Origin of the sequence: Novosphingobium sp. G106 (genome assembly GCF_019075875.1) — a bacterium.
Classification (GTDB): Bacteria; Pseudomonadota; Alphaproteobacteria; order Sphingomonadales; family Sphingomonadaceae; genus Novosphingobium.
In genome coordinates, this window is record NZ_JAHOOZ010000001.1 from 3,354,118 (window position 1) to 3,368,014 (window position 13,897).

The window sequence follows — 13,897 nt, forward strand, 5'->3', positions numbered from 1 at the left end:
GTCACCTCAGCTTCAGCGTGGCGAGGCCGATCACCGCGAGGATGATCGAGACGATCCAGAAGCGGATGACGACGGTCGATTCCGCCCAGCCCTTCTGCTCGAAATGGTGGTGGATCGGCGCCATGCGGAACACGCGCCGCCCGGTTCGCTTGAACCAGAACACCTGGATGATGACCGAGGCCGCCTCGAGCACGAAGAGCCCACCGACGATGGCGAGGACGATCTCGTGATGCACGGCGACGGCGATCGCGCCCAGCGCGCCGCCGAGGGCCAGGCTACCGGTGTCGCCCATGAACACGGCCGCAGGCGGCGCGTTGAACCAGAGGAAAGCCAGCCCCGCGCCCATGATCGCGGTGCACAGAATGGCCAACTCGCCCGCGCGCGGCACGTGCGGAATGCCGAGGTAGGTCGCATAGTCGACGCGGCCGGCGAGATAGGCGAACACGGCAAAGGCCCCCGCGGCAATGATCACCGGCATGGTGGCCAGGCCATCGAGGCCATCTGTCAGATTAACCGCATTGCCTGCTCCGACCATGACGAACGCCGCAAAGACATAGTAGAAGGGTCCGAGCGGTATATACCTGTCCGACAGGAAAGGTACGTAAAGATTGGTGCTGACCTGGCTGACGATGATCCAGGCGGCCACGCCGGCGACGGCGAATTCCAGCAGCAGCCTGATCCGGCCCGAAACGCCCTTATGGCTGCGCTTCGTGACCTTGTCGTAATCGTCGAGGAAGCCGATCCCGCCGAAGCCGACGGTGACGGCGAGGCAGGCCCAGACGAAGGGGCTGGTCAGGTCCATCCACAGCAGCATCGACACGACGAGCGAGATCAGGATCATCAACCCGCCCATGGTCGGCGTGCCGCGCTTGGCGAGGTGGGTCTTGGGCCCGTCCTCGCGGATCGGCTGGCCCTTGCCTTGGCGCACGCGCAGCATGTTGATGAAGCGCGGGCCGATGATCAGGCCGATCACCAGCGCGGTCATCAGCGCGGCGCCCGCGCGGAAGCTCTGGTAGCGGATGAGGTTCGCCAAGCCCTCGAAGTGAAAATACTCAGCGATGAGATAGAGCATCAGGCTTCCTTGGCAGCGAGAGCCTTGACCAGGGCGCCGAGCCCGACCGAATTCGAGCCCTTGACGAGGATCGCGTCACCGCTCTCCACGCCGAATTCCGCGAGCGCCTGGCGAGCTTCGGCCGGGTTCTGGCAATGGGCGAAGCGGACGGGCTTGCCAAGCTCGGCGACAGGCGATTTCCCCAATTCGTCGGCCAGGGCCTTCATCTCGTCCCCGACGAGCACGGCGAAATCGACGTGGGCATCGGTCAGCGGCTGGGCCAGCGCGGCGTGGAAGGCAGGACCGTGCTCGCCGAGTTCCTTCATCGAACCGAGCACGGCGATCCGGCGGCGCGCCGCGGTCTTGCCAAGCTGCGCCAGGGTCGCGCGCATCGAGGCGGGATTGGCATTGTAGCTCTCGTCGATCAGCAGCGCGTGGCCGCCGTCCTGCGCTTCGATCTCGACGCGGGCGCCGCGGCCGGCGAGCCCGGCCATGTCGGCCAATGCGACACCTGCCGCACCCAGATCGCCACCGGCCGCGCGCACCGCGGCCATGACCGCGAGCGAATTCATCACCCAGTGCTCGCCGGGCTCGGCAATCGTGTAGCAGACGCGGCGGTCGCCCATGTCGGCGGTGACCAGCGAGCCGCCGTTGGCCGCCGCGATCGTGTCGAGCAGACGAACGTCGGCATGGGCGCTGCGGCCGAAGCCGACGACGGTGAGAAAGTATTGCTCGGCCTTGGCCTTGAGCCGCGCGTAATGTGGGCTGTCGGCGGGGATGATGGCGACGCCGCCGGGCTCGACGCCTTCGAATATCTCGCCCTTGGCGTCAGCGATGGCCTCTTCCGATCCGAGCATCTCGATATGCGCGGGGGCGATCGTGGTGACGACGGCGACGTGCGGGCGGACCTGGCGGGTCAGCGCGGCGATCTCGCCCGAGTGGTTCATGCCCATCTCGAAGATGCCGAAGCGGCTGCGCGAGGGCATGCGGGCGAGGCTCAGCGGCACGCCCACGTGGTTGTTGTAGCTCTTGACCGAACGGTGCGCCGCGCCGCGGCTCGAACGGTCGAGCGCGGCGAAAATCGCCTCCTTGACGCCGGTCTTGCCGACCGAACCGGTCACGCCAACAATCTGCGCCGAAGTCCGCGCCCGCGAGGCCTTGGCCAGCGCTTCGAGCGCGGCCGTGGTGTCGGAGACGAGGATGTGCGGGTAATCGACCGGGCGATCGACCACCGCGGCGGCAGCGCCCTTGGCGAAGGCCATTTCGAGGAAGCGGTGGCCGTCCATGTTCTCGCCCTTGAGCGCGAAGAACAGGTCGCCAGGCAGCACGTCGCGGCTGTCGATCTCGACGCCCGAGACCTGGAAGTCGGCATTGGCCACGCCTTTCACGGCGCGGGCGATGGAGATCGCGTCCCACAGCGCCAGCGGCAGGTCGTCCGCCTCATCCACGGGCCAATCGAGAATTCGTGCAACCGCAGCCATCTTAGTCCTCTTCCGGAGTGCCCGCGCACTCTCTTGCAACCGTAACGTCGTCGAACGGCAGCACGCGCGTGGCGTCGCCGCTGCCGATGATCTGGCCCTGTTCGTGCCCCTTGCCGGCAATCAGGACGATGTCGCCCTGCCCGGCCTCGGCCACTGCCGCGGCGATCGCCCCGCGCCGGTCGCCGATCTCGCGCAGCCCGCTGGCCCCAGCGAGCACCTGCGCGCGGATCGTCGCCGGATCCTCGCCGCGCGGATTGTCGTCGGTGACGATGCCCAGGTCGGCATGGGCCGCGGCGACGCGCCCCATCTCGGGCCGCTTGCCCTGGTCGCGGTCCCCGCCCGCGCCGAACACGACGATCAAGCGTCCTGCGACGTGCGGACGCAGAGCTGCGATGGCCGCCTCGAGCGCATCGGGCGTATGCGCGTAATCGACATAGACCGGCGCGCCGGCGCGGTTCAGCGCAGCGCGTTCGAGCCGGCCCCGCACGGGCTGCAGGCGGGAGAGCGCGTCGAAAGTCTGCTTCGCGTCCCCGCCTGTCGCCAGCACCAGTCCCGCCGCGACGAGGGCGTTGGCCGCCTGATAGGCGCCGATCAGCGGCAGCTTGACCGTATAGGCCGCGCCGGCGTGCTCGATCTTGAGCACCTGGCCGAGCAGGCCGGGCTCGCGCGAGACAAGGCGGATCGCATCGCCCGCCGCGCCCACGGTCAACAGCTCCAGCCCCCGCCGGCGCGCGTGGCCCATCGCCTTGACCGACCAGGCGTCGTCCGACCAGACCACCGCCTTGCCGCCATCCTCGACGACTTCGTCGAACAGCCGCATCTTGGCCGCGAAGTAGTCGTCCATGTCGGCGTGGTAGTCGAGGTGGTCGCGGCTGAGGTTGGTGAAGGCGCCGGCGGCGACTTTCAGCCCCTCGTTGCGGAACTGCGAGAGCCCGTGGCTCGACGCTTCGTAGGCGACGTGGGTCACGCCTTCGCGAGCCAGGCCCGTCATGTTGGCGAGGAACGTGACGATGTCTGGCGTGGTCAGCCCGGTGGAGACGGTCTCATCGGGCGTCGTGACGCCGAGCGTGCCGATCGAGGCCGCGCGATGCCCGGCCATGCGCCAGAGCTGGCGCGTTATCTCCGCGGTCGAGGTCTTGCCGTTGGTCCCGGTCACCGCGACCACGGTCTCGGGCACCGGCGTGAAGAACCGAGCCGCGAGGTGCGCGAACGCACGGCGCGGCTCGGAACTGGCGAAATGGACTGCGCCTTCGACCTTGGCCTCGGGCCGGGCAACCACGGCGATGGCGCCGGCGGCGATTGCGGCGGGAATGAAATCCTCGCCGTTGACCTTAGCGCCCTGGAAGGCGCCGAACACGGTGCCCGGCGCGACCTTGCGGTTGTCGATGGCGAAACCGGTTACCGGCGCTTCATTGCCGGCGGCCAGCGGCATTCTGGCCGCTGCAGCGAGCGCGTCGAGCCTCATTCCTCGGCACCGTGCGGGATCAGCGGCGACAGCTCCGAGATGTCGATATCGCGCGTCTCGTCGGGCATGATGCCGAGCAGCGGACCGATGCGGGGGACGACGCGGCCGACGATCGGCGCGGCGTTCCAGGCGGCGGTGCGCTGGAACGAGGTCGCCTGGGTGCCCTGCGGCTCGTCGAGCATGGCGATGACGACGTAGCGCGGGTGATCCATCGGGAAGGCCGAGGCGAAAGTCGCCACCAGCGAGGTCTTGCGATAGCCGCCAGCGCCGGGCTTCTCGGCCGAGCCTGTCTTGCCGCCGACGCGGAAACCGGGGGCGTCGGCCTTGCGGCCGGTACCGTCCTCGACGATCATCCGCAGCAGCTGGCGGATCCGCGCGCTGGTCGAGGCCTTGAATACGCGGCGGCCCGCGGGCACCTGCGCCGGGGTCAGCTTGTTGAGCGTCGCCGGCCGCCAGATGCCGCCGTTGACCAGGGCCGCATAGGCCGAGGCCAGGTGCAGCGGCGTCACTGCGATACCGTGGCCGTAGGACACGGTCATCGTCGTGATCAGCGACCAGCCGCCGTCCTTGGCCTCGCCGCGCGGCCACAGCGGGAAGCCGCGTGCGGGCAGTTCGATATAAGGGCGCTCGTTCATGCCCAGCGCGCGCATCGTAGCGTTGAGCCGCGCCGGGCCCAATTCGTCGGCGACGTGGGCAGTGACGATGTTCGACGAATGGATCAGCGCCTCGGGCACGTTCAGCGACGCGCCCATGTTATGGCTGTCCTTGATCGTGAAGCCGCCGATCTGGAACGGGGTCGCCGGATAGCGGCGCGACATGTCGGTGACCGTGCCGGCATCGAGCGCCGCAGCGACGGTGATCGGCTTGAAGGTTGAGCCGAGCTCGTAGACCTGGTTGGTCACGCGGTTGAAGATGTTGGGGGTCGAGGCCTCGTCGATCAGGTTCGGATTGAACGAGGGCAGCGAGGCCAGCGCAACGACTTCGCCGGTGTCGACGTCGAGGATGATCCCTGCCGCGCCCTTGGCATTGGTCTCGCGGATACCGCGGCCCAGTTCGTCTTCCAGGGCGCCCTGAACGCGCAGGTCGATCGACAGCATCGCCGGGGTGCCGCGCGTGGCGGGATCAGTCAGGCGGTCGTTGAATACCTGCTCCATGCCCACGCGGCCCTTGCCGTCGGCGCCGACGAAACCGAGGATATGCGCCGCCATCGAGCCTTGCGGATAGAACCGCTGGTTCTCGCGCGGGAACTCGAGCGCCGGCTCGCCGATGGCGTGAACCTTGTTGGCATCCTCGGGCAAGATGCGGCGGCGCAGGTAACCGGGCTTGCCGTCGGCCAGCCGCTCGGTCAGTTCGGCTTGGTCCATGTCCGGGAAGATCCGCACCAGCGCGGCGGCGACTTCGGCGGGCGACTTGACCAGCGGCGAGCCCCCCTCGCCCAGCGCCTTTGGGTTGTACCACAGGGCATAGGCATTGAACGCGCGCGCCAGCGGCACGCCGTTGCGGTCGACGATCTCGCCGCGATCGGGCAGCAGCGCGTCGAAAGCGCTGACCGGTCCGCGGCCGGGCTCGAACACGCCGAGCAGGGCAATGCGGATCAGCGCACAGACCGCGATCAGCCCGAACAGCGCCAGCACCCAGAGCATGCGCCACTTGGCTTCCAGCAGCGAGCGCTGGCGTACGTTTACCAGCTGGCGGCGGCCCGTCGTGATCGTGGAGGCGACGGCAACGGCGGTCATTCCTCTTCGATCCTGCCTTTCGCGATCACCTGCTTGCGGGTCGAACGCAGTTCGATGCGCGCGAGGCGGTCCTTGAGGTCGGTTGCTTCGGCCGGTTTGCGCGTGCCGCCGGCGGGCACTTCGGCGGCGACCGCCTTGCCGGTGAGCGGCGAGACCATCGCGGTCAGGGCCGAGGGGGCGGGCGTGTCTTCCTCATCCTGGCGCGCGACGCGGATCGGCGACGGCGCGCCCGGGCCGCGGGCCTTGCCGAAGGCCACGAGCTGGCGCTCGCCCTCGATATACTGATCGGCCTTGGGCGCTTCGTAGCCGAACTCGACATCGTTGACCGCGCGCAGCTGCTGCTGGTTGGCGCGGGTCTCGAACTCGGTCTCGAGCGCGATCTTCTCCTGCTTGAGCGCGACGATCTGGCGCTCGGTCAGGCGAACCTGGCTTTTGACGGCGTTGACCCGGAAGGTCAGCACCAGGGTCAGCGCGACGCAGACCGTGAGGATCACGGCCCAGCCGATAGCGCGCGTACGGTCGCGGGTCAGGTTCATGCCGCTCTCCTCTCGCGCGCCGGAGCATCGGTTCGCATGGCGCTGCGCAGCGTCGCCGAGCGTGCACGCGGGTTGCGGTCGGTCTCGGCGTCGGAAGGGCGGAGCGCCTTGGCGACCTTGGCGAAGGTCGGCGCGGACTGGGCGACCGCCTGCGGCAGATGGCGCGAGCCACCCGCGACGGCACCGCTGGCATCGCGCAGGAACTGCTTGACGATGCGGTCCTCGAGGCTGTGGAAGCTGACCACGGCGAGCCTGCCGCCGCTTTTCAGCAGCGCCTCGGCGGCGAGCAACCCCTGCTCCAGCTCTTCGAGCTCGGCGTTCACGTGAATGCGGATCGCCTGGAAGCTGCGCGTCGCGGGATCCTTGGGCGCACCGGGGCGATGCCCTAGAGCCTTGCGAACCACATGCGCCAGCTCGCCGGTGGTCGAGAGCGGACGAGCAGCAACGATCGCGCGCGCAACGCGGCGCGACTGTCGCTCTTCACCATACTGGAACAGGACGTCGGCTATTTGCCCCTCGGGGGCAGTATTCAAGAAATCGGCGGCGCTCAGGCCTTCTTTCTCCATGCGCATGTCGAGCGGGCCATCGGCGGCGAAAGCGAATCCGCGCGCCGGCTGGTCCAGCTGCATTGAAGAAACGCCCACATCCATGGCAACGCCGTCGACCCGCGATATCCCCGCCTGGGTCAATTCATCCACCATTTCGGAAAAGCGGCGGGCATGCAGGACGAGCCGGGGCGGCACTTCCTGCGTCTCGGGCCAGAGAAGCCCTGCAGCGATCGCGTCGGGATCGCGGTCGAAAGCATGGACGGTCGCGCCGGCGTCGAGGAAACGGCGGGTATAGCCGCCGGCACCGAACGTGGCGTCGACGATGATCGTGCCCGGGGCCGGCTGCAGCGCAACAAGCACTTCGTCGAGCAGGACGGGAATATGCGGGACGCTGTTCGTCATGCGCCCTTCCCCTTGGCCTTGCCGGCCGCTTCGGCGGCGAGCTGGCGGCAGGCGGCCTGCGCACCTTCCCAGCCCCCGCCCATCTTGGCGAGCTCGGAAGGGCTGAAGATCACGAAGAACTGGCCAGCGCCCTGGAAATATAGCTGATCCTCGACCTGGGCGAGCTCGGCCAGGTAGTCGGGCAGGACGAAGCGGCCGCTGTCGTCGAAGGGCATCTGGGCAAAGCCGTTGAGCTGGACCCCGCGCAACTCGCGGTCGAAGTCCTGGCCGCGCTGCGCCGCAAGGCCTTCCTCGCGGTCGAGCTGGGCTTCGAAACCGTCCTGGCGCGAGAGGCCGAAGCCGATCAGGCAGGTCCAGCGATCGTGCTTGTCGAGGCAGAGGACGGATTTGTCGCCGCTGGAATCGCGCACCGTCTTGCGGAACTGCGGGGGCAGCACGAAGCGGCCCTTGTCGCGTAGAAGCGAAAAGCCCGTTCCGTTGTAACTGTATGGCTGCGACGCCATGTGCCCCAAAATCCCGCCAAGGAAGACCCCGTAACCGGCACGACTTCTCCGTGGCCGGCCGCGCATTTCGCGACCAACTCACCACGCCAAGACGACATGGCAGGATCATCCGTTCCGATGTGCATTTCCCTTACTGCCAGAGGGGCAGCGAGAAAAGGGCAAATCGGGGATTAGACGGGAAAAGACGGAATTTTTCGGTGAAATGAGGGTTCGAGGGTCAACCCAGGACTATAGTTCTACTTCTGTTCACCCGTAAATCTACTGAAACAAGGCGAATCCGGGCAGATCACGGCGCGTCCCGTGATTTCCCGGAGTCGGATCGGTAAGGAGTGCGGACGATCCCGTGCCATCCCGGCCGGGAGCGAAAGCGCAGCGCCTATTTCGCCGCGGCGGCAGCGCTGGGATCGGCGGCGGGGACGACGCCGATGTCGGCGAGCGGATCGGACGCCGTCTTGGCGCCGGTCGTGGCCGAAGCGTCGGCCGGAGCGCTGGCATCCTCGGCCAGCCGTGCGCGATCCATGATGATATTGGCCAGTCCGACGAGCAACAGCATCGCGGCCAGCCCGAACAGGCCGATCTGCAAGCGATGGACGGCTTGAGCCCGCAGAACGCGCGCCACCGAAGGGACGTTCTGCGAGGGCGTTGCGACCGGCTGCACCAGGTTAGTCTGGATATTCTGCGCCATTACGCCCTGTTTAGACGATCAGGCGAGCCAAGGGAAGACCGGAAGATTCTTCGACTCGAGCCAGTCACGATTGTAGAGCGAGGACAGGTAGCGGAAGCCCGTATCGGCCAGGATCGTCGCCACGCGCGCATCCTTTTTGCCCTGCGCTACCAATTGCTTGCCCAGCGCCACGGCACCGGCGACGTTGATTCCGGACGACAGCCCGAGGCAGAGCCCTTCCTCCGCTAGGAGCTTGCGAACCCATTCCAGGCCTTCCTCGTCCGAGACGCGGAACTGCGTGTCGATCGGCGCACCTTCGAGGTTCGCGGTGATGCGGCCCTGACCGATTCCCTCGGCGACCGAGCTGCCTTCCGCCTTGAGTTCGCCGTGGGCATAATAGTTGTAGAGCGCCGCACCGTGCGGATCGGTTAGTGCTATGGTGATCGCCTCGTCGAATTCCTTGAGGCCGAGGCCGACACCGGCGATCGTCCCGCCCGTTCCCGCGGCGCAGGTAAAGCCGTCGATGCGGCCGCCGAGCTGTTCCCAGATCTCGGGCGCGGTGCTTTCGATATGCGCCTTGCGGTTGGCGGTGTTGTCGAACTGGTTGGCCCAGATCGCGCCCTCGGTCTCTTCGGCGAGCCGGCGCGAAGTATGAACGAAGTGGCCGGCGTCGGAGAATTTGGTCGGCGGCACGAGCACGAGTTCCGCGCGCAGCGCCCGCAGCGTGTCCATCTTCTCCTTGGACTGGTTCTCGGGCATGACGATGACCGTCTTGTAGCCCAGCGCATTGGCGACCAGCGCCAGGCCGATCCCGGTATTTCCCGCTGTGCCCTCGACGATCGTGCCGCCGGGCTTCAGCGTTCCCCTGGCCTCGGCGTCGCGCACGATCCACAGCGCCGCGCGGTCCTTGACCGAGGCGCCGGGGTTGGCGAATTCGCACTTGCCCCAGATCTCGCAGCCGGCGGCCGCGCTCGGCCCCTTGAGAAGGACGAGCGGGGTCTTGCCGATGAGATCGAGCGTGCTGCGCTGAGGAACGGGTGCGGTCATGCCAGCGGATTAGGGCGCAGAGCGTCCGGGATCAATCGCCGATCAGTTCCGGCACCCGATCGATGCTCAGTCTTCCTGGGCGATGGTGACGCGCAGGCCGTCCAGCGCGTCGGTCACCGGCACCTGACACGACAGGCGCGAGTACTCGTTGCGGTGGTCCGAGCTGTCGAGCAGGTCGTTCTCGTCCTCGCTCATCGCCGGGATCTTGTCCATGAACGACGCGTCGATATGGACGTGGCAGGTGGCGCAGGAGCAGCAACCGCCGCACAGCGCCAGGAGTTCGTCGAAGCCGTTGTCGCGGATGACTTCCATCAGCGTCCGGCCCAGCGGTGCCTCGATGCCGCGCTCCGCACCGGCCTGATCGACGACAGTAATCTGCGGCATGACTCTCTTTCCCCTTTGATACACGCTATATCGGTGACTTCCGGGGGCTGCTAATCGCTGCCACCGGCTTTGGCAAGGTGCCTTGGGCCAAGCTGTTTTTTGGAGTGATGATGGGTTTGCAAGCAGGTGCGCTGCGCGAAGGATTGGACGCCATCGCCGCGCAGGAGCCCGCCATAGCCCGAGCCTTGGAACTCTGCGGTTATCCGGAGCCGCGCATCCGCGCGACCGGTTATGCGACACTGCTTCGCACAATTGTCGGCCAGCAGGTTAGCGTAGCGGCGGCCGCCTCGGTTTGGACCAAGCTCGAGGCGCTGCTGGGCGAGGACATGGCCGCCGACGCCCTACTCGCCGCAGATTTCGATTCGCTGCGCGCCTGCGGCCCTGTCGCGCCAGAAGCAGGGCTATGCCCGCTCGCTCTGCGAACTGGTGACCAGCGGCGCGCTGAATCTCGATTCGCTGCCCGCCGACGACGAGGAAGCGATCGCCGAGCTCGTGCAGATCAAGGGCATCGGCCGCTGGTCGGCCGAGGTCTATCTGCTGTTCGCCGAAGGCCGCGCCGACATCTGGCCGGCGGGCGACCTCGCGGTTCAGGCCGGCCTGCACAAGCTGCTCGGCCTCGAAGAGCGCCCGAGCGAGAAGCTGACCCGCGAACTGGCCGAGAAATGGCGCCCCCACCGCGGCGCGGCGGCGATCTTCACCTGGCATTGCTACAACAACCCGGCGCTGTAGAATGCGAGGAGGATGACCAAGTCGATCTTCATCACGGGCGGTGCCTCGGGCATCGGCCGGGCGGTGGCGCAGCTCTTCGCGGCCAAGGGCTGGCGCGTCGGGCTCGGCGACGTGAACGAGGCGGGCATGGCGGAAACGATCGCCCTGCTCCCGGCCGATGCGGGTTCGGCCCACCAATTCGACGTCCGCGATCCGGCCGCCTGGACCGAAGCGCTGAGCATGTTCGCGCCCGACGGACGGATCGACGTGCTGCTCAACAATGCCGGCATCGCCTCGGGCGGCCCGCTCGTCGAAGTCCCGCAGGACGAGATCGACCGCTTGGTCGACATCAATTTCAAGGGCGTGCTCAACGGCGCCCGCGCGGCCTATCCGTTCCTCAAGGCCGCGGCGCCCGGCTCGTGCCTGCTCAACACCGCCAGCGCCGCCGCGCTCTACGGCACGGCCGGCGTCGCGGTCTATTCGGCGACCAAGTTCGCCGTCCGCGCGCTGACCGAAGCGCTCGACAGCGAATGGGAAGCCGACGGCATCCGCGTCCGCTCCTTGATGCCGAGCTTCATCGACACGCCGTTGCTCGCCTCGCCGTCGCACGCCGGCAGCAACCGCACCAAGCGCGACGTGGTCGTGGCGGCGGGGCTGGAGTTCACGCCCGTCGAGCAAGCCGCCGAAGCCGCCTGGGCTGCGGTGCATGGGGCGCGGTTGCACACGCTGGTCGGCAAGACCGCCCGCAAGCTCGCCTTCGTCGCCAAGTGGGCGCCGGGCATCGCTCGTCAGCGCGGCAAGAAGTTCATGGCCCAGCGGTCAGAGTAAAGCGTCTATCGCTTTCGCCATCTTGACGTCGCGCTGGCTCAGTCCGCCGGCATCGTGCGTCGTCAGCGTGACGTGAACGCGGTTATAGACGTTCGACCATTCGGGGTGGTGGTCGGCCCTCTCGGCATAGAGCGCGACGCGCGCCATGAAGCCGAAGGCCTCGGAGAAGTCAGCGAACTTGAAATCATGCGTGATGGCAAGGCCGTCCTCGCGCAGCGTCCAGCCTGAAAGCTCGGCCAGCGCTGCGGAGCGCTCGTCGTCGGTAAGGCGGGGGATGGCCATTGGCGCTCTCCTTGGCAGCGCCTGACCATTCCCCTATCGCAGCCGCCGATGCAAGCCGCCGCCCTAACCGCGTGGGAACTGTTCTGCCGACGGGGCGACCGACTGCTGTTCGGCCCGCTCGACCTGTCGCTCGAACCCGGCGCGGCGCTGCACCTGACCGGCCCCAACGGCATCGGCAAGACCAGCCTGATCCGCATGCTCGCCGGTCTGCTGCGCCCCTTCGTCGCCTATGACATGGGCTCCAGCGCCATCGGCACGATCAGCTGGCAGGGCACCTTCGCCCTGCTCGACGAGCGCCCGGCGCTCGATCCGCACCTGCCGCTGGGCAAGGCGCTGGCCTTTTGGCAGGGGATCGATGGCGGCACCGCGCCGGTCGAGCGATTGGGCCTCGGCAACCTGCTCGACGTGCCCGTGCGCTACCTGTCGACCGGCCAGAAGAAGCGTGCGGCCCTCGCCCGCGTGATCGGCCAGGGCGCCGACCACTGGCTGCTCGACGAGCCGCTCAACGGCCTCGACAAGGATGGCGTGGCGCTCGTGGAAGAGCTCATCGCCGAACGGCGTGCGCAAGGCGGCGCGGTCGTCATCGCCTCGCACCAGCCCGTCGACCTGCCCGGCGCGCAGGCGATCGACCTGCGCGATCATCCGGCATGAGCGGCGCGCTGCTGTCCATCCTGCGCCGCGACCTCGCGCTGCTGCTCCTCGGCCGCCGCGGCGGGGCGGTGCTGCCTGTGCTGTTCTTCCTCGCCGTCGCCATGCTGTTCCCCTTCGCCGTCGGCCCCGACGCGCAACTGCTGGCGCGCACCGGCGGTGGGGTGATCTGGGTCGCGGCGCTACTCGCGGCGATCCTGCCGCTCGACCGGCTGATCGAACCCGACATCGAGCTGGGTTTCTTCGATCAATGGGCGCTGCGCGGCATTTCCGAGGAATGGATCGTCGCCATGCGCGTGCTGGCGCACTGGTTAAGCTTCGGCCCGCCGCTGATGCTGACGAGCCTCATTGCCGCCGGGCTGCTGGGCCTGGATGGCGCGACGCTGAAGACGGTGGAGATCGGCCTGCTGGTCGGCACGCCGGGGCTGGCGGCGCTGGGGGTGACGGTGGCGGCCATAACCGCCGGCCTGCGTGGCGGAGCCGCGCTGGGCGGGCTGCTGGTGATCCCGCTGGCCGTGCCGCTGCTGATCTTCGGCGCGGGCAGCCTGTCGACGGGCGGCGAAGGCGGGCTGGCGCTGACGGGGGCAGTGAGCCTGGTACTGCTGGCGATCGCGCCATTTGCTGCTGGAGCGGCGATCAGAGCCTCACGCAACTAACCATCCGTCGCCCCTGCGAAGGCAGGGATCCAGATGACGGTGCAAACTGGTGCCCTCCGTTTCAGGACGAGAGCTTATCTGGGCCCCTGCATGCGCAGGGGCGACGGGATAGGGGTTGGCGGGACCTAGATGTAAGGCGGCCTGTGCAGCCCCTTCGGGCTCAGCGTGAATATCTCGCAGCCCGTCTCGGTGATCCCGATCGAATGCTCGAACTGCGCCGACAGCGAGCGGTCGCGCGTCACTGCCGTCCAGCCGTCTTCGAGCAGCTTCACCGGCGGCTTGCCGAGGTTGATCATCGGCTCGATGGTGAAGAACATGCCGGGCCGCAGCTCAGGACCCGTGCCCGCGCGCGCGGCGTGGATCACTTCGGGCGCGTCGTGGAACAAACGGCCGAGGCCGTGGCCGCAGAACTCGCGCACCACGCCGTAGCGGTTGGCTTCGGCATAGCGCTGGATCGCGGCGCCGATGTCACCCAGCCGCTTGCCGGGCTTTGCTTCCGCGATGCCCAGCATCAGGCATTCGTGCGTCACATCGACCAGCCGCTTGGCCTTCAGCGAGACGTCGCCAACGAGGTACATCCGGCTCGAATCGCCGTGCCAACCGTCGAGCAGCGGGGTCACGTCGATGTTGACGATGTCGCCGTCCTTGAGCGTCTTGTCCGAGGGGATGCCGTGGCAGACGACATGATTGATCGAGACGCAGGAGCTGTGCGCATAGCCGCGATAGCCCAAGGTCGCGGGCACGGCGCCGCCGTCTAGCGTCATCTGGCGCACGACATCGTCGATCTCTTCGGTGCTGACGCCCGGCTGCACGATCGGCGCCAGGGCATCGAGGATCTCGGCGGCGAGCCGCCCGGCGCGGCGCATGCCTTCGAAGGCCTCCAGGCCGTGCAGCTTGATCGTGCCATCGCGAAGCCCGGTCTCGTCGTGGGCGACTGTCTGATATTCGGTCATGCCGC

General features: G+C 67.8%; 15 protein-coding genes and 1 pseudogene. 4 read left to right on the forward strand and 12 right to left on the reverse strand.

Translation table 11 applies throughout. The features are described from left to right. Position 1 precedes the first annotated feature (1 nt). The 10 genes from mraY to KRR38_RS16015 form a co-directional block, all read right to left on the reverse strand. Positions 2-1,072, reverse strand: a complete 1,071-nt coding sequence (mraY, locus tag KRR38_RS15970; RefSeq protein WP_217403378.1) for a phospho-N-acetylmuramoyl-pentapeptide-transferase — start codon at positions 1,070-1,072, stop codon at positions 2-4. Beyond that, entirely contained in the window at positions 1,072-2,532 is a 1,461-nt protein-coding gene (murF, locus tag KRR38_RS15975) for a UDP-N-acetylmuramoyl-tripeptide--D-alanyl-D-alanine ligase (protein ID WP_217403380.1), read from the reverse strand. The genes mraY and murF overlap by 1 nt, the downstream gene beginning before the upstream one ends. A gap of 1 nt (position 2,533) precedes the next feature. Continuing rightward, complete coding sequence (locus KRR38_RS15980; RefSeq protein WP_217403382.1) at positions 2,534-3,997, reverse strand: UDP-N-acetylmuramoyl-L-alanyl-D-glutamate--2,6-diaminopimelate ligase; 1,464 nt, start codon at positions 3,995-3,997, stop codon at positions 2,534-2,536. Next, positions 3,994-5,733 (reverse strand): penicillin-binding protein 2, encoded by a 1,740-nt coding sequence (locus KRR38_RS15985; protein ID WP_217403383.1) that lies wholly within the window; start codon positions 5,731-5,733, stop codon positions 3,994-3,996. Before KRR38_RS15985 ends, KRR38_RS15980 begins: the two co-directional genes overlap by 4 nt. Continuing rightward, on the reverse strand, positions 5,730-6,269 hold the full coding sequence (locus KRR38_RS15990) for a hypothetical protein (protein ID WP_217403386.1): 540 nt from the start codon (positions 6,267-6,269) through the stop codon (positions 5,730-5,732). The genes KRR38_RS15985 and KRR38_RS15990 overlap by 4 nt, the downstream gene beginning before the upstream one ends. After that, a complete protein-coding gene (gene rsmH / locus KRR38_RS15995) occupies positions 6,266-7,219 on the reverse strand; it encodes a 16S rRNA (cytosine(1402)-N(4))-methyltransferase RsmH (RefSeq protein ID WP_217403399.1) in 954 nt (317 codons plus the stop codon). The genes KRR38_RS15990 and rsmH overlap by 4 nt, the downstream gene beginning before the upstream one ends. Then, a complete protein-coding gene (locus tag KRR38_RS16000; protein ID WP_217403401.1) occupies positions 7,216-7,722 on the reverse strand; it encodes a division/cell wall cluster transcriptional repressor MraZ in 507 nt (168 codons plus the stop codon). The genes rsmH and KRR38_RS16000 overlap by 4 nt, the downstream gene beginning before the upstream one ends. A gap of 376 nt (positions 7,723-8,098) precedes the next feature. Continuing rightward, on the reverse strand, positions 8,099-8,407 hold the full coding sequence (locus KRR38_RS16005) for a hypothetical protein (RefSeq protein WP_217403402.1): 309 nt from the start codon (positions 8,405-8,407) through the stop codon (positions 8,099-8,101). Between the two features lie 18 nt (positions 8,408-8,425). Then, positions 8,426-9,433 (reverse strand): cysteine synthase A, encoded by a 1,008-nt coding sequence (locus tag KRR38_RS16010; RefSeq protein ID WP_217403404.1) that lies wholly within the window; start codon positions 9,431-9,433, stop codon positions 8,426-8,428. Between the two features lie 66 nt (positions 9,434-9,499). Next, on the reverse strand, positions 9,500-9,817 hold the full coding sequence (locus KRR38_RS16015) for a 2Fe-2S iron-sulfur cluster-binding protein (RefSeq protein WP_217403406.1): 318 nt from the start codon (positions 9,815-9,817) through the stop codon (positions 9,500-9,502). Between the two features lie 110 nt (positions 9,818-9,927). Here KRR38_RS16015 and KRR38_RS16020 point away from each other — a divergent pair. After that, positions 9,928-10,546: pseudogene (locus tag KRR38_RS16020) on the forward strand (DNA-3-methyladenine glycosylase family protein). Positions 10,547-10,558: 12 nt separating this feature from the next. Then, on the forward strand, positions 10,559-11,353 hold the full coding sequence (locus KRR38_RS16025) for an SDR family oxidoreductase (protein ID WP_217403408.1): 795 nt from the start codon (positions 10,559-10,561) through the stop codon (positions 11,351-11,353). On the opposite strand, the gene KRR38_RS16030 is transcribed toward KRR38_RS16025, so the two are convergent. Further along, positions 11,345-11,635, reverse strand: coding sequence for a 4a-hydroxytetrahydrobiopterin dehydratase (locus KRR38_RS16030; protein ID WP_217403415.1), 291 nt, complete (start codon positions 11,633-11,635; stop codon positions 11,345-11,347). The two genes, KRR38_RS16025 and KRR38_RS16030, sit on opposite strands and share 9 nt — an antisense overlap. A gap of 48 nt (positions 11,636-11,683) precedes the next feature. On the opposite strand from KRR38_RS16030, the gene ccmA reads away from it, so the two are divergent. Further along, positions 11,684-12,286, forward strand: coding sequence for a heme ABC exporter ATP-binding protein CcmA (gene ccmA / locus KRR38_RS16035; RefSeq protein ID WP_217403417.1), 603 nt, complete (start codon positions 11,684-11,686; stop codon positions 12,284-12,286). Continuing rightward, positions 12,283-12,939 (forward strand): heme exporter protein CcmB, encoded by a 657-nt coding sequence (gene ccmB, locus KRR38_RS16040; protein ID WP_217403419.1) that lies wholly within the window; start codon positions 12,283-12,285, stop codon positions 12,937-12,939. The genes ccmA and ccmB overlap by 4 nt, the downstream gene beginning before the upstream one ends. Positions 12,940-13,064: 125 nt before the next feature. Here the strand turns inward: ccmB and map are convergent, their stop codons facing one another. Next, positions 13,065-13,892 carry a type I methionyl aminopeptidase gene (gene map / locus KRR38_RS16045; protein ID WP_217403421.1) on the reverse strand — a complete coding sequence of 276 codons (828 nt, stop codon included), beginning with the start codon at positions 13,890-13,892 and terminating at the stop codon, positions 13,065-13,067. Positions 13,893-13,897 lie beyond the last annotated feature (5 nt).

What these genes read in the sequence shown, in the direction of transcription:
- mraY (WP_217403378.1), bottom strand. Translation starts at nt 1,072, where the DNA reads ATGCTCTATCTCATCGCTGAGTATTTTCACTTCGAGGGCTTGGCGAAC.
- murF (WP_217403380.1), bottom strand. Translation starts at nt 2,532, where the DNA reads ATGGCTGCGGTTGCACGAATTCTCGATTGGCCCGTGGATGAGGCGGAC.
- KRR38_RS15980 (WP_217403382.1), bottom strand. Translation starts at nt 3,997, where the DNA reads ATGAGGCTCGACGCGCTCGCTGCAGCGGCCAGAATGCCGCTGGCCGCC.
- KRR38_RS15985 (WP_217403383.1), bottom strand. Translation starts at nt 5,733, where the DNA reads ATGACCGCCGTTGCCGTCGCCTCCACGATCACGACGGGCCGCCGCCAG.
- KRR38_RS15990 (WP_217403386.1), bottom strand. Translation starts at nt 6,269, where the DNA reads ATGAACCTGACCCGCGACCGTACGCGCGCTATCGGCTGGGCCGTGATC.
- rsmH (WP_217403399.1), bottom strand. Translation starts at nt 7,219, where the DNA reads ATGACGAACAGCGTCCCGCATATTCCCGTCCTGCTCGACGAAGTGCTT.
- KRR38_RS16000 (WP_217403401.1), bottom strand. Translation starts at nt 7,722, where the DNA reads ATGGCGTCGCAGCCATACAGTTACAACGGAACGGGCTTTTCGCTTCTA.
- KRR38_RS16005 (WP_217403402.1), bottom strand. Translation starts at nt 8,407, where the DNA reads ATGGCGCAGAATATCCAGACTAACCTGGTGCAGCCGGTCGCAACGCCC.
- KRR38_RS16010 (WP_217403404.1), bottom strand. Translation starts at nt 9,433, where the DNA reads ATGACCGCACCCGTTCCTCAGCGCAGCACGCTCGATCTCATCGGCAAG.
- KRR38_RS16015 (WP_217403406.1), bottom strand. Translation starts at nt 9,817, where the DNA reads ATGCCGCAGATTACTGTCGTCGATCAGGCCGGTGCGGAGCGCGGCATC.
- KRR38_RS16025 (WP_217403408.1), top strand. Translation starts at nt 10,559, where the DNA reads ATGACCAAGTCGATCTTCATCACGGGCGGTGCCTCGGGCATCGGCCGG.
- KRR38_RS16030 (WP_217403415.1), bottom strand. Translation starts at nt 11,635, where the DNA reads ATGGCCATCCCCCGCCTTACCGACGACGAGCGCTCCGCAGCGCTGGCC.
- ccmA (WP_217403417.1), top strand. Translation starts at nt 11,684, where the DNA reads ATGCAAGCCGCCGCCCTAACCGCGTGGGAACTGTTCTGCCGACGGGGC.
- ccmB (WP_217403419.1), top strand. Translation starts at nt 12,283, where the DNA reads ATGAGCGGCGCGCTGCTGTCCATCCTGCGCCGCGACCTCGCGCTGCTG.
- map (WP_217403421.1), bottom strand. Translation starts at nt 13,892, where the DNA reads ATGACCGAATATCAGACAGTCGCCCACGACGAGACCGGGCTTCGCGAT.